This is a genomic window from Pseudomonas sp. B20(2017), from assembly GCF_002113125.1.
Taxonomy (GTDB): Bacteria; Pseudomonadota; Gammaproteobacteria; order Pseudomonadales; family Pseudomonadaceae; genus Aquipseudomonas.
In genome coordinates this window covers 83,491-97,885 of record NZ_NEJP01000014.1, presented here as the reverse complement: position 1 = coordinate 97,885, position 14,395 = coordinate 83,491, and the positions used below count along the sequence as shown (strand labels likewise).

General features: G+C 58.6%; 13 protein-coding genes and 1 tRNA gene. 9 read left to right on the top strand and 5 right to left on the bottom strand.

Annotated features, from left to right (window positions below; translation table 11 throughout):
• Positions 1 to 13: 13 nt before the first annotated feature.
• From CAF63_RS20510 to CAF63_RS20500, 3 genes are all read right to left on the bottom strand, one after another.
• Entirely contained in the window at positions 14 to 2,290 is a 2,277-nt protein-coding gene (locus CAF63_RS20510; protein WP_085688234.1) for a hypothetical protein, read from the bottom strand.
• 24 nt (positions 2,291 to 2,314) lie between these two features.
• Positions 2,315 to 2,389, bottom strand: a tRNA-Arg gene (locus CAF63_RS20505).
• A gap of 95 nt (positions 2,390 to 2,484) precedes the next feature.
• Complete coding sequence (locus tag CAF63_RS20500; protein ID WP_085688232.1) at positions 2,485 to 3,378, bottom strand: LysR family transcriptional regulator; 894 nt, start codon at positions 3,376 to 3,378, stop codon at positions 2,485 to 2,487.
• A gap of 126 nt (positions 3,379 to 3,504) precedes the next feature.
• On the opposite strand from CAF63_RS20500, the gene CAF63_RS20495 reads away from it, so the two are divergent.
• From CAF63_RS20495 to CAF63_RS20470, 6 genes are all read left to right on the top strand, one after another.
• Positions 3,505 to 4,494, top strand: coding sequence for a zinc-dependent alcohol dehydrogenase family protein (locus tag CAF63_RS20495; protein WP_085688230.1), 990 nt, complete (start codon positions 3,505 to 3,507; stop codon positions 4,492 to 4,494).
• Positions 4,495 to 4,774: 280 nt separating this feature from the next.
• On the top strand, positions 4,775 to 5,692 hold the full coding sequence (locus CAF63_RS20490; protein WP_371807420.1) for an MBL fold metallo-hydrolase: 918 nt from the start codon (positions 4,775 to 4,777) through the stop codon (positions 5,690 to 5,692).
• Positions 5,693 to 5,846: 154 nt separating this feature from the next.
• Positions 5,847 to 7,376: an ATP-binding protein gene (locus CAF63_RS20485; protein WP_256574538.1), complete on the top strand. Its 1,530-nt coding sequence runs from the start codon at positions 5,847 to 5,849 to the stop codon at positions 7,374 to 7,376.
• Entirely contained in the window at positions 7,373 to 7,990 is a 618-nt protein-coding gene (locus CAF63_RS20480; RefSeq protein WP_085688224.1) for a response regulator transcription factor, read from the top strand. Before CAF63_RS20485 ends, CAF63_RS20480 begins: the two co-directional genes overlap by 4 nt.
• A gap of 115 nt (positions 7,991 to 8,105) precedes the next feature.
• The gene (locus CAF63_RS20475; protein ID WP_085688222.1) at positions 8,106 to 8,471 is read left to right on the top strand and encodes a response regulator transcription factor; all 366 of its coding nucleotides are present in this window, start codon (positions 8,106 to 8,108) and stop codon (positions 8,469 to 8,471) included.
• A 153-nt stretch (positions 8,472 to 8,624) separates the two neighbouring features.
• Complete coding sequence (locus tag CAF63_RS20470) at positions 8,625 to 9,827, top strand: NAD(P)/FAD-dependent oxidoreductase (protein WP_085688220.1); 1,203 nt, start codon at positions 8,625 to 8,627, stop codon at positions 9,825 to 9,827.
• A 162-nt stretch (positions 9,828 to 9,989) separates the two neighbouring features.
• Here the strand turns inward: CAF63_RS20470 and ycaC are convergent, their stop codons facing one another.
• Positions 9,990 to 10,622, bottom strand: coding sequence for an isochorismate family cysteine hydrolase YcaC (ycaC, locus tag CAF63_RS20465; RefSeq protein ID WP_007958138.1), 633 nt, complete (start codon positions 10,620 to 10,622; stop codon positions 9,990 to 9,992).
• Positions 10,623 to 10,848: 226 nt separating this feature from the next.
• Between ycaC and CAF63_RS20460 the strand changes: the two genes are divergently transcribed.
• From CAF63_RS20460 to msrA, 3 genes are all read left to right on the top strand, one after another.
• A complete protein-coding gene (locus CAF63_RS20460) occupies positions 10,849 to 12,450 on the top strand; it encodes a sensor domain-containing diguanylate cyclase (protein ID WP_085688218.1) in 1,602 nt (533 codons plus the stop codon).
• A 387-nt stretch (positions 12,451 to 12,837) separates the two neighbouring features.
• Positions 12,838 to 13,173: a hypothetical protein gene (locus CAF63_RS28765; RefSeq protein WP_158090789.1), complete on the top strand. Its 336-nt coding sequence runs from the start codon at positions 12,838 to 12,840 to the stop codon at positions 13,171 to 13,173.
• A gap of 204 nt (positions 13,174 to 13,377) precedes the next feature.
• Positions 13,378 to 13,884 (top strand): peptide-methionine (S)-S-oxide reductase MsrA, encoded by a 507-nt coding sequence (msrA, locus tag CAF63_RS20450; RefSeq protein WP_085688214.1) that lies wholly within the window; start codon positions 13,378 to 13,380, stop codon positions 13,882 to 13,884.
• A gap of 45 nt (positions 13,885 to 13,929) precedes the next feature.
• Here the strand turns inward: msrA and CAF63_RS20445 are convergent, their stop codons facing one another.
• Entirely contained in the window at positions 13,930 to 14,376 is a 447-nt protein-coding gene (locus tag CAF63_RS20445; RefSeq protein WP_085688212.1) for a GNAT family N-acetyltransferase, read from the bottom strand.
• Between the last annotated feature and the right edge of the window lie 19 nt (positions 14,377 to 14,395).

The window sequence follows — 14,395 nt, the reverse complement described above, 5'->3', positions numbered from 1 at the left end:
AGCTTTCCGATATCTAGGAAGGCATTAGCCAGTGCCGTTCAGTGGTCCACCCGAGAAAAACCTTACATCCCTCACGCTCTTGGTGAGCAGAAGTCAACCGACACCCAGACACCGCCATGCGCAACCCGATCATGGCGGGAAGAAATCGCCCCTGAAATGCGCTGGATTGAGCCGCAAAATGCACTTCAATGTTTCCAAGCACGCTCTCCAACCGGGACTGATCCAGCATCGACAGGTAAAACATCATCTGGCGCCACGCATACGCTGTGTTCTTCAACATGACCAGACGTGCATGGTAGAACTTGATCTGCATCTGCTGCCGACTGCATATCCATTTGAAACATGCCTCGGCCATTGAACCCAGGCGATCATGTAACAGCGTCTTCAGGTCCAAATCATCAAACAGAATCGCCAGGTTTTGCGTGGTCAATATCTGTTGCTGTTCGATGATCGTGCCGTTGTTCGCTGGACTCCATCTACCGATATCGGCATTCGCCCGCCGCGCGCACAAATCAGCCAGCACACCGCTGTTGCTTCGAGTTTTCCGCTGTTTGGGCAGTGCAGCCAACTGATCCATGTCGATATCGTAATAACGTTCGTAAAGAGATCCGCCCATCAACCGGACTGAACGCTTGGCAGCCTTCACGAACTTGCCAGAGAAAGCGCCCATGAAAATGTCAGCCGCGATCTCCTCTACGAAGGGAAGATCCAGCTTGGCCGATTCGGCAAGCGAGGAAAATTCCTGAAGCAACTTGTTTGGCAGAATGGCCTGAGGAAATGCAACAAGGGTCAATGCGGACGCTTCGACCAAAGCCTGCCTGGCACCTTCAACCGCAAGAGCACCCGCCTCGTATTCGGTTTCCAGGGCTCTCACCCAAGGCAAGTCATCGATTTTCACCTGACGCTGCATATTCAGCAGCAATAGAGAGCGTCGACGCCTGAACGCACGATAGGTAGCGACAGACAGTGCCCGCAATGCTACGTCTCGATATCCGGCGCTACAGATTTGCGCCGTCATCGCCGGCAGCACTTTCGCCACTGTATCTGCGGAGGTAATGACCCCATGTTCAATCAACTCTGCAACCGTTCCCTTTCGGCAGCGTTCGAGGCGTCGACGAATCGAAGGAGGAATGGTCTCCCCCTCCTTCAATGAATAAACCTTCGCCTCTTCGTTGGTGATGGGCGTCAGTAACGGCGCGAAATCGGAGATGCCTTCCGAGGCTGGATATCTTGCCAGTCGCGCGGAAGCAGCCTTGGCAATCAGATAGTGTGCCGAGGCTGATACGTGATGACGCTGCTGTGCGCGCTTGCTGGAATGTTCTTCGGACTCAGGGTGTCCATGCTTGGCTACAAAGTCGTCGACGATTCTGCGAATCCGCCCAACCTGGCGCCCCGTTAGCGATGCAGAATCGATAGAGCATTGCTTGAGCAATGCCAGCAACTCCGCCGCCCGATCACTGGAGTTACCCGCGCGGCGGGGATCAGCCTCAGTGGCGATATCAAATTCTTTACCGAGCGCCGAAGCGCGCTCGAACCAGCCTTCAGGGTAATACCTGCAAGGCCAACCATCGTTGTACGTCAGCAGGAACAGCGAGACCGCCGTGTCGTAGAGAGGCAACCTGCGTTCAACAACATGCTTTTGAACGGTAAGACGAGGCTGGGGTAAGAGGACGGACAGCCGCAGGCTGATTTGACCAGCATTGAAAACTTCAACTTCAGCCATCGAGAGCGGGCGCTCGTTGGCTGCCGCGGGAAAGAAACGCACTCGCTCGAAGAAAGGCGCGATCCGCTCGATCAACGTCCTGGCTTCTTCGACGCGCTGCTGCCCCAGAAACCAGGCCACTGTCAGCAACGCGGCCTCTTCCGGTACATCGATCCGATAGTCTTCGTTCGTCAATCGCTCTTGCAGCGTTCTGACGCCTTCGTCTGAAAGATGCCACCTATTCAAATCGAGTCGTTCGTAACCCGCTCGAATGCCGGGAATCGATGACGCCAACAGGCGCTCATGAGCGGTCAACTCCCCACCGGCCAGAAGGTTGCCCGTTGCAAAGCCGCCAGTGGCCACTTCCAGCGTGATCCATTCTGGCAGGTCGGCAAACGGAGTCCGCGAGCCATACAGTGCACGGCCATGTATCAGGTTTTCGAGAACCTTTTGCCAGCGTTCGACCCGGGCAAGTGCTTTCGGACTGGCGTCGTTGTCGCGTGCAGTGAGCGCGCGCGACAGTTGAAAGTGCGCATAACCGGCGTTTATTCCGACGAGCGCATCCGATTCACCCTCAAGCCTGGACATACTTCCTTGTGACCTACTATGTAGTGGGTCCGGGGGCTGGATTCGAACCAGCGCCCACCCGGTTAGGAGCCGAGTGTTCTACCGCTGAACTACCCCGGAACAGAGCGCGCATTGTCGATGAGTGGCGAAAGTATGTGAAGCCCGGATTCGGGGAATTTGTTGCGACAGATCTCTGATCGTTCAGCCTTCATCACTCAACGCAGCTCTTGTCCAAACGCTGTCCGCACAAAATCAATAAAACTCCGCACCTTCGGCGTCAGCCGCCGATCCGGCGCGTACAGAAGGTTCATCGGTGAAACCGGCACCTTGTACTGCGGCAGCAGACTGACCAGTGTGCCGCTTCGCAGCGCATCCTTGACCAGTTCCAGCGGCAACATCACCACCCCCAGCCCTGCCACGGCCCCGGACAGCAACGGATCGCCCTGATTAATCGTCAAACGGCTTGTAATCGGCACATCGATAACACCGTCCGGGCCTTCGAAGCGCAGGTGTGAGCGTCCGTCCGAATAAGCGAATGCCAGGCATTCATGCTCCTGAAGATCCCAAGGGGTGGTGATGGGTGGGCGACGTGCGAGATAGGACGGCGCCGCGCACAGCACCATGTGATACGGCGTCAGCGGCAAGGCCCTCAGACTGCTGTCCGCGAGTTCGCCGATGCGAAAGACCACGTCGTAACCGCCGTCCAGCAGATCGACCAGTTCATTGGACAGCGTCAGGTCCACGGACACCTGCGGATACCGGACCATGTACTCCAGCAGCCGGGGCGACAGCGTGCTGACGCCGAAGGTGACGGGCGCATTGATCCGCAGCCGGCCGCTGGGCACGCCTCGGGTCACGGCAGCCATTTCTTCGGCGGCGTCCATGTCGGCCAGAATCAGCTTCGCCCGTTGATAGAACGTGCGGCCGAAATCGGTAAGGCTTTGCTTGCGGGTGGTGCGGTTGAGCAGCGAAACACCCAGGTGTTGCTCGAGCATTTTCACCTGTTTGCCGACCATCTGCGGGGACAGGTTGAGTTCATCCGCCACGGCGCTGAAGGAGCCCAGCTCCACGGCTTTGACGAAAGTGGACATCAGTGTAAGGCGATCCATTGGAAACTCGTTGTTTCTAGTGTTGCGCCATCCTAGGTCTTTATCCGACCACGGCCAAAGCCTAAATTGGAGCCCACTCCACTGAACCACCAAAGTGGGATTTCATTGATAAGCGAGGAGGCAAACATGGCACGCATTGTCAGGATTCATGAATACGGTGACGCGAGCGTCCTGAAACTGGAAAACGTCGACGTCCCGGCGCCCGCTGCGGACGAAGTGCAGATCGAGGTCAAAGCCTTTGGCCTGAATCGCGCCGAAGTGATGTTCCGCAACCACGCTTATCTACAGGAAGCGGAATTTCCCAGCCGTCTCGGCTACGAAGCTGCCGGTGTGGTGGTCGCGGTCGGCGCCAACGTCAGCCAATTCAACGTCGGCGATGTCGTCAGCGTCATTCCGCCGCTGGACATCGCGCGCTGGGGCACCTACGGCGAGCTGGCGAATGTGCCCGCCCACCTGACCGTCAAACATCCGCAGAACCTGTCGTTCGAACAAGCGGCAGCGTCCTGGATGCAGTACGTCACCGCATGGGGGGCTCTGGTTGAACAGGCGAAACTGCAAAAAGGCGATTTCGTGCTTGTCACCGCCGCCTCCAGCAGTGTCGGCCTGGCTGCGTTTCAGATCGCCCGGATGGTCGGCGCCACCGCGATTGCCGTGACCCGTACCCGCGCCAAGAAACAGGCCTTGCTGGACGCCGGTGCGGCGCATGTGATCGTCAGCGACGAGGAGGACATGGTGGCTGCGGTCATGAAATTGACCGATGGCAAAGGTGTGCGAGTGGTGTTCGATCCGGTGGGTGGCCCCTCGTTCGAGCCGCTGACCCAAAGCATGGCCCGAGGCGGCATCTTGCTCGAGTACGGCGCGCTGAGTCCTGAACCCACACCGTTTCCGTTGTTCACCGTGCTGGGTAAAAGCCTGACGCTCAAAGGCTATCTCTACGCCGAAATCGTCGCGGACGCGGCCACCCTTGCACGCGCCAAAACGTTCATTGTCGAGGGGCTGGCATCCGGTGCTTTGCAACCGATCATTGCCCGGACATTCGCCCTGGATGACATCCAGGATGCGCACCGTTTTCTTGAAGCCAATCAGCAGGTCGGCAAGGTTGTGGTGACAGTCTGAGATGACCGCACAATGCCCAGCAACGCTTCGGGCATTGGCTGCTTCATGGATAAAAACCGCGGCTCCATTGGCCCTGCCCTATACCTGAGTATGCCCGTGGATACCCATGTATGGTGGTTCGCGAACGCCTTGCGATGGACACTGATCCGGCAGAAACGCCCATTCCCTATTGCCGGGAATGCGCCTTTCAACCGTGATTTCTACGCCAGGCTTTCGGAGAACAACCATGACAACGCAGCTGAACGCTCTCAGCCAGAATGATGAAACCGGCCAGCAATGGATGGGCCAGCACTCCTCGAACACCGGCTCGCTCAAGTCGGCACCCGAGGATCTGGTGCCGTCGCGCTATGCGGTGCGTGTCGGTGAAATCGACGTGCTGGTGGTCAGCGATGGTGTGCTGCCGCTGCCGACCGAAACCATGTCCACCAATGCCGACCCGGCGGCACGCGCGGCCTGGTTCAAGGACATGTACCTAGGGCCGGACGCGTTCGACTGGGCGCTCAACGTGCTGGTGGTGCGCAGCGCTGAGCAGGTGATTCTGGTCGACGCCGGGCTGGGCGGCCAGTTCCCCGGTTTCCCCCGCGCCGGTCAGTTTCCCAAACGCCTGGACGCCGCCGGGATCAGCCTTGAGTCGGTGACCGATATCATCATCACCCACATGCACATGGACCATGTCGGCGGCCTGCTGGTCGATGAAGTGAAAAACCGTCTGCGCCCGGATGTGCGCATCCATGTGGCGAAGACCGAAGTCGATTTCTGGACATCGCCGGACTTCTCCCACACCGCCATGCCTTCGCCAGTGCCAGACGTTCTGCGGGTCACGGCCCAACAATTCATCGAGCACTACCGCGACCGGGTGCGGACCTTCGACGACGAATATGAAGTGGCGCCGGGTGTGGTGGCCAAAATGACCGGTGGCCATACGCCGGGGCACAGTGTGGTTTACGTGACCTCCAACGGCGAAAAACTGACCTTCGCCGGGGATGCCCTGTTCCCGGTCGCCTTCGACCATCCGGACTGGCACAACGGTTTCGAACACGATCCCGAAGAATCGGTGCGCGTGCGGGTCCGCCTGATGCAGGAAGCGGCCGCGAGCGGTGAGCTGTTCGTCGCGACGCATTTGCCCTTCCCCTCCGTTGGCCGGGTTGCGCTGAACGGTGATGCATTCCGCTGGATTGCTGCGTTCTGGGACTATTGAGAGCCCGTTAAAAACGGCCTGCGTCTGTTTCGGGCGCAGGCTGTCTGGCAGGATTTCAGGGATATTTGTCCTATCGGGCAGCCTCGATTGTTTTTAGAGTGGGTCGGCATCGTCTCGAACCCGAAAAAACAAGAAGGGCATGGCCGACATGAACATGAACAGGTCTGCCAACACGGACAACTGGCGTCTGCGTCTTCAGCTCGGCGTCGGCAGGCTGTTCTTCAAACACCTGCGGCCGAATACATTTGCGCCCGGTACACACCAGAACCCCGTGTTCACCTCACTGGGCTGGGTCGTGGGCGTGATCGTGGCGTGTGGCATCTTCGTCATCAACTCGGAGACCCACACCGACTGGGCGCCGACCATCCTCTACATCACCCTCCTTCTGATGGCCGCCAACCTGTTTTCGATCAGCGTAGTGATCACCGTTGCCGTGTTCTGTATCGGCCTGCTGACCGCGCTTTATGTCTACAACGGCGGCTACCACCAATGGAGTTCGACCACCGGCTATTTCCGTTGTCTGACGGCATTGTCGGCCATCACCTTTCTCGCTGTACGCAGCAAGCATGCGGCCGACTGTCTGCGGCAGAACGAGGCGTATCTGCTGGGCGCGCAACGTTTGAGCCAGACCGGCAGTGTCGGTTTTCACGGTGATAGCGAGGCGATGACCTGGTCTGACGAGTCGGCAAGGATCTTCGAGTATCCGCTGCACGTAACGCCAACGGTGAGTCTGGTCCTTGCCCGGATCCATCCCGATGACCAGTTCATGGCACGCGCAGTATTTGCCCAGGCAGCACGCCATCAGCCGCAAATCGAAATCAAACTGCGCCTGCGCATGCCGGACGAACGCATCAAACACATTCACATGATTGCGACGGCGCTCTCCTCGCATCAGGGGCGAACCGAGTACCTCGGCGCACTCATGGATGTCACAGCCAGCAAGCAGGCCGAAGAAGCGCTGTTTCATGCCCGCACGCAACTGGCCCATGTCACCCGCGTCACCTCACTGGGTGAACTGGCCGCCTCGATTGCCCACGAAGTCAACCAGCCGCTGACGGCCATCACCAGCAGCGGCGAAGCCTGCCGCCGCTGGCTGGAGCGCCCGCAACCGGATCTCAAGGAGGCGCTCGACTCACTCGATCGAATCATCGCGAGCGCCTGTCGCGCCAGCGACATCATCAGCCGGATCAGGACAATGTCCCGCAAGTGCGATCCTTTGCGTCAGCGTCAGTCGCTGGATGACATCGTCAGCGAATCGCTGTGTCTGGTGAGGCAGGAAATCAGCCATCACGGCATCAGTCCCAAGGTTGAACTGGCTGCTGGCGCGGGGCTGGTCAATGTGGATCGGGTTCAACTGCAGCAGGTGATCATCAACCTGATCATCAATGCCTGCCATGCGATGGAGGTCGTTGAAGTGGGCCAGCGAATTCTGCATGTCCGCTCCTGGATCGGCGCCGATGAAGTGGTGCTGGAGGTTGCGGATCAGGGACCCGGCATCAGCGCCGAAGTATTGCCGTCGTTATTCAATCCATTCTTCACAACCAAGGAAAAAGGACTGGGCATGGGACTATCGATCTGCCGCTCGATCATCGATTTTCATGGCGGGCGGATCTGGGCAACCAACACCGTCGGCCAGGGTGCTTCACTGCGCTTCGCGCTGCCGTTGCAGGACGCCACGTCATGAGCAAAATCATCAATAACCAGCCATTCGTATTCATCGTCGATGACGACGCACCGCTGCGCGAAGCGCTGGGCAGCCTGTTGCGCTCGATCGGATTGCAGGTGGCGCTGTTCGGCTCGGTCGCCGAATTCATGCAGTACCCGCGTCCCGACCTGCCGTCCTGCCTGGTACTGGACGTGCGATTGCAAGGCACCAGCGGACTGGATTTTCAGAATGAACTGGTGGCGGCCAATGTCAGCCTGCCGATCATTTTCATGACCGGGTACGGCGACATCGCCATGACGGTCCGGGCCATGAAGTCCGGCGCCGTGGACTTTCTCGCCAAACCGTTTCGCGAGCAGGATCTGATCGATGCGGTGTCCATGGCCCATGCACGGGACAGGACGCGTCGCGAATCCGAGCGCGACAACGAACACTTGCGTAACCGCTTTGCAACGCTGACGCCTCGAGAGCAGACCGTCATGTCGCTGGCCGTGTCGGGGCTGATGAACAAACAGATCGCGGCAGAAATCGGCTTGAGCGAGATCACCGTGAAGATTCATCGTGGCCAGGCCATGCGCAAGATGGCAGCACGAACGTTCGCCGATCTGGTGCGAATGGACGCGGCGTTGAAATGAACCGGCGATGAGTACGGCTTAATACCCATGTATGGTGTGCGGCGATTCTCTACAGCGTATTTTGCAACCTGGGGCTGACTTCATTCCTGCCCCGTGCGAATACGCAGGTATTGAAATGTCCTCTACCGCTGTCATTACGATTGTCGATGACGATGAATCCGTGCGCACTGCTCTCGATGGTCTGTTGCGGTCGAGCGGTTATGCAGTGCGCACTTACGCCAGTGCCGAAGCATTCCTTGCGTCCGATGGACCGGACGTTGCGTCCTGCCTGATTTCCGATATCCAGATGCCGGGGATGTCGGGCATTCAACTGCACAAATTCCTGCTGGAAACGGGCACGAAAATCCCGACCATTTTCATCACGGGCAACCCGAATATTCCCCATCGTCCTGATGCCGGGTCCCTGATCGTTTTTCCGAAACCCTTTCATTGCGGCGAATTGCTGAAGTGCATCGAACGCCTTCTCGGCGACCGCTCTTAATACTTCGGTATAGTTTTCTAAAACCCATGGGTGCCCAGACTAACCCCATGTTGAATGGTTCGCTCCCCTCGCCCTCATTAACATCCTCTCCAGCGACGCAAACCTCGCCCTGTTACAACCCACCCATTCATTCCTGCAGGCTGGAGAACACTCATGAAACAGCAAATTCTCATCATCGGCGCCGGGTTCGCGGGTGTCTGGAGCGCACTGAGCGCTGCCCGCCTGCTGGACCAGCATGATCGCAATGACGTTCAGATCACTGTACTGGCGCCGCAGGCTGAACTGCGCATTCGCCCACGTTTCTACGAACCGGATGTGCACACCATGAAGGCGCCGCTGGGCGACCTGTTTGCGGCGGTCGGCGTGAAGTTCGTGCAAGGCGTGGCCGAGAGTATCGAGTCGGGCAAACAGCAAGTGATCTACAACGATCTGTCGGGCACTCAGGGCACACTCAACTACGACCGTCTGGTGCTCGCGGCCGGCAGTCGCCTGGTGCGTTCTGATATGCCCGGTTTCGCCGAGCATGCCTTCGATGTCGATGAAATCGAGTCGGCTACACGCCTCGAAGCGCATATCCGTTCTCTCAAGGATCTGCCGGACAGCCCGGCGCGCAATACCGTTGTGGTGGCCGGCGGCGGCTTCACCGGGATCGAAACCGCCACCGAAATGCCGGCCCGCCTGCGTGCCGTGCTGGGCGACGACGCCGACATCCGGGTGATCGTGGTGGATCGCAGCAAGGACATTGCCGCGACCATGGGCGACGGCATTCGTCCGTCCATCATCGAAGCGTCCGAGCATCTGGGCATTGAGTGGGTGGTGGACGCAAGCGTCGCCTCGGTCGATGCCGGCGGCGTGACCCTGGCCGGCGGCCAGCGCATCGAATCCAGCACTGTGATCTGGACCGTAGGCTTCAAGGCAAGCCCCCTGACCGAGCAAATCAGCGGCAGCCGGGATCGTCAGGGGCGCCTGTCGGTCGATGGCCATCTGAAAGTGCTCGGCAGCAGCGGAATCTACGCCACGGGCGATGTGGCCTATGCCGCCACCGACGATCTGGGCAACTTCGCCGCGATGTCCTGCCAGCACGCTATCGCATTGGGCCGTTACGCCGGCAACAACGTGGCAGCGGATCTGATCGGGGTCGAGCCGATGACCTACAGCCAACCCAAATACGTGACCTGCCTGGATCTCGGCGCCTGGGGCGCGGTGTACACCGAAGGCTGGGATCGCCAGTTGAAACTGGTGGGCCAGGAAGCCAAGGAACTGAAACAGCAGATCAACTCCGTCTGGATCTACCCGCCTGCGGCTGACCGCGCCACCGCCCTGGCAGCGGCCGACCCGCTGATCCCGGTGGCCTGATAGCGCAAAACCGCTGCTCCGATACCCTGCCCGGCCAACTCCTCCTTGTTGCGCCGGATCTTCCCAGACGCCCACCTTGATATTTTGGTGGGCGTTTTTTTTGTTTTCTGCAAACAACAAAAGCCTGCTTTTCAGGGCAGGCTTTCGTTTTTACGCGTCAGATTATTTCTGATGAGCCGTGAGTGCCGCGTAGCCATTCATCAGGTTGCGATAGTTGGGGATGCGCTGCGACAGCAGATTGCCCAGGCCTTCGATGTCGTTGCGCCAGTCACGGTGCAGTTCGCAGGCCACCGAGAACCAGTTCATCATTTGTGCGCCGGCCTGGGTCATGCGGTTCCACGCGGCTTGCTGCACGGTGGTGTTGAAGGTGCCGGAGGCGTCGGTCACCACGAACACGTCAAATCCTTCCGCCAGCGCCGACAGGGTCGGGAACGCTACGCACACGTCGGTCACGACACCGGCGATGATGATCTGCTTGCGGCCGGTGGCCTTGATTGCCTTGACGAAGTCTTCGTTGTCCCAGGCGTTGATCTGGCCGGGGCGGGCGATGTATGGCGCGTCCGGGAACATTTCCTTGAGTTCCGGCACCAGCGGGCCGTTCGGGCCTTGTTCGAAACTGGTGGTGAGGATGGTCGGCAACTCGAAGAATTTGGCCAGATCGGCCAGCGCCAGCACGTTGTTCTTGAACTCGTTTGGCGAGAAGTCCTGAACCAGAGAAATCAGACCGGTCTGGTGGTCGACCAGCAGAACCACGGCGTCGTCTTTGTTCAGGCGGTTGTAGGTTGGAGTGCTCATGTGTGAATCCCTTTTTAGTTGTGTGAGTTCGTTTGCGTTCAAGATGGGCACAGATTACTGAGTCGCCCGAAAGCGATAAACCGTCTGAAAAGCGTTTCACCGTCAACCAGAAAAGGACAATCGGCCAGAACCAATCTATCGATGACAGTGCTGGCCCCGATTAGCTGCCGATCCTTGTCATACTGTTCGCCAGCTAAAGATTCACAACGCTTTCAAGGAACAGTCGATGCCCGGACGCTCTCCACAAACACTTGCCACAGACGAGCCGACGCGCCCTTCCATCAAAGCGGTGAGGGCCGGTTCGACGTTCCGGCTGACCGTGAGCTTCATGCTGATGGTGGTGGTGGCGTTTCTGGCGGTCGAGAGCTGGCGCACGTGGCGCGACTACCGTTCGGTGTTTTCGTCCGCACACGATTCAGTGACCAATCTCGCCCGTGCGACCGCGCAGCATGCCGAAGACACCATTCGCCAGGTCGATGTCGTCACGGCAGGGCTGGCTGAACGGGTCGAAGGCGATGGCCTGCAAAATCTCGACGTACCACGCATTCACAAATTGCTGGTGCAACAATCGAAAATCATGCCGCAGTTGCATGGCCTGTTCATCTACGGCCCTGACGGACACTGGATCGTGACCGACAAAGAGGTCACGCCCGAGACGGCCAATAACGCCGACCGCGATTACTTCCAGTACCACCGCGACCATGATGATCGTCACGTGCGCATCGGCCAGGTGGTGGAAAGCCGCTCCACTCACGACCTGATCATTCCTATCTCCCGCCGCCTGAACAATCCCGATGGCTCGTTCGCCGGCGTGCTGCTGGGCACGGTCAAGGTCAGCTATTTCGTCGACTATTACGGTGACTTCCGGATCGATGACAAAGGCGCGCTGGTGCTGGCCATGCGCGACGGCACGATCCTGGTACGAAGGCCGTTCATTGCAGCAGTGGTCGGCAAGAGCCTGGCCAACAGCGAGATCTTCAAGACTTATCTGCCCAACGCCAGCGAAGGCGTCGCTCAAGTCAGGGCCGTGGTCGACGACACCGAGCGTCTGTACGGCTACCGCGCGCTGAGCACCTACCCGTTGGTCGTGGAAGCCGGTTTGTCCCGGGATTCGATCATCGCGCCCTGGCGCCAGGACCTGCTGAAAAACGGTTTCGTGCTGGTGTTCCTGATTCTGCTGATGACCTGTTTCGGGCTGATCGTGCTGAGCCAGTTGCGCCAGCGCATGGCAATGGAGCGAGAGATTCGCTCGGCCCACAAGACCATGCGTGACATGGCGCTCACGGACAGCCTCACCGGTCTGGGCAACCGTCGGCGCCTGGATGCGTCACTCGCCGACGAGATTCGCCTCGCCCGACGTCAGGGCACCCCACTGTCGCTGATCATGCTCGATGTCGACTACTTCAAGCGCTACAACGACCAATACGGTCACGCCGCCGGCGATGACTGCCTGATCGCGGTCGGCGACGGTATCCGCAAAGCGGTCAAGCGGCCCTCGGACCTGGCCGTGCGCTACGGCGGCGAGGAATTCACCGTGTTGCTGCCCGACACCGACAGCGCCGGGGCGATTCAGGTGGCCGAAGACATTCTGCAGACCATTCGTTCACTGAAACTGGATCATGCCGGGCACCCGCTCGGATACGTAACCGCCAGTGCGGGGATCACGACAGGCTACCCGGTTGACGAGTCAGTGACGCCGGCCGCGCTGCTGAAAGCGGCCGACACTTGTCTCTATCAGGCGAAACAGCAAGGCAGGAATCGCTGGTGTTCGGCTGATAAATCCGAGCAAGTCCAGTTCGCCGATGCCATGCCGCGCACGGATCGCTGAGTGCATCTATCGGGAAAGCCCCCGTCGTATCTGGCATCGATCATTCAACCCAAACCCATTCCAGCGTCCTTCACGCACATAAGTAGCGTCCTACAGCAACTGTCCCTCACGCCTGATTACGTGGGCACCCTCGCCTTCGATACTGTCTGCTGTCTGATCCATACAGAACACAGACGATGCGAAGAAAAGGCAAAGGTACCGAACTCCGAAACCAGACGTTCAAATCAGAAGCCCGCAAACTTGCGCTTAAAACACTTTCCATGGATCCAGGCGCTCTGGCAGCCGGGATTAATGCTCACTTGCTCAGGATCGACCCGATCACGACCCTGGCAATCAATTCATATCATCAGTGGATCGCACCAATGGCACTACTGACAACAGAGTTCTATGCCCGAAAGCTGGGTTGTACCGAAATCGAAGTACAAGAACCTGATTCAGGTGCTATGTCTTACTATCAAACGCTTGGATTTTATTTTGACGCGACTGACCGCCTTGTCTTTCCACTGGACCACCCATAAGATCGAATCCAGCAACCAGGCACGAGAGGTGTCCATGAAACACAAGAAGCCAAAAGCCCAACCAGCGCTTGCTTCCAGACTTCGTGCCGAAGAACCCGGTTTGCCCATCAGGGTTTCCGCCAGTCAGCGGCATTTTTTGAAAGTAGCCGCAACATGTGGCAAAGAAATGGAGCCTGATGGTTGGCTCGCTGGTGGCAGAACCTGAATCCCGTTTTGAAAAAACCGCCTGATTGGCGGTTTTTTTCGCTTCGATATTGGCTTGCCCCCGCAGGGCGCAGTGACGTGGAGAAAAAGCAGGGCAACTCCGTAAGCCCCGATCCACGATTTATTTACCGATTCAACTTGGAATCGGCCCACACTCCCTCATATCAAGGAACATCTGCGACCCATTCGAGAGGAAGGACAAGCCATGACCAGTCAAACCGAAACCGCCATTCTCGCCGGCGGCTGCTTCTGGGGCATGCAGGATTTGCTGCGGCGCTATCCCGGCGTGCTGCATACGCGGGTCGGCTACACCGGTGGTGATGTGCCGAACGCTACATACCGCAACCATGGCAACCACGCCGAAGCCATCGAAATCGTCTTCGACCCCGCCGTGATCAGCTATCGGCAGATTCTCGAATTCTTCTTCCAGATCCACGACCCGAGCACACCCAACCGTCAGGGCAACGACCTCGGTCCGAGCTATCGTTCGGCGATCTATTACCTGAACGAGCAGCAACGCGATATCGCCGAAGACACCGCCGCCGATGTTGATGCATCGGGCCTGTGGCCAGGCCGGGTGGTCACCGAAATCGAACCGGCGGGACCGTTCTGGGAAGCGGAACCGGAGCATCAGGATTACCTCGAGCGCATTCCGAATGGCTACACCTGCCATTTCATTCGCCCGAACTGGAAGCTTCCGAAACGCGGTTAAAACCAAAAGAGGCCGTTGCGTAATCCGCAACGGCCTCTTTTTTGATCAAAGCGCCTTGCGCATAAACACGCGGGCAAACCCGTCTTCCGTGGCGCGCCGGGTTTCGAGATAGCCGAGTTTTTTGTAGATCTCGATGTTTTCGATCATGCGTTCGTGGGTGTACAACCGCACTGCCGCCAGTCCTTTGGCACGTGCGTGTTCTTCACAGAACGCCATCAACACCTTTCCGAGACCCTTGCCCTTGTGCCGAGCTGAAACGGCTACGTTGACCAGCAGCAGCTCGGTCTCTTCAGGGTTCATCACCAGCACGCCGACAACCTCGCCGTTGTCGGTCAGGACAAACGTCTCATTGTCCTGCAGCACCTGCCGATAGTCCTCCAGCATCGGCGCAGGTTTTTTGCCGATTCTGGCGATGTACGGGGTGTAGGCCTCGGTGACGAGTGCGGTGATGCACTCGACATCCTGGGGTTGAGCGCGGCGAATGGTCTGCACGATGGGGCTCCGGTCGAAT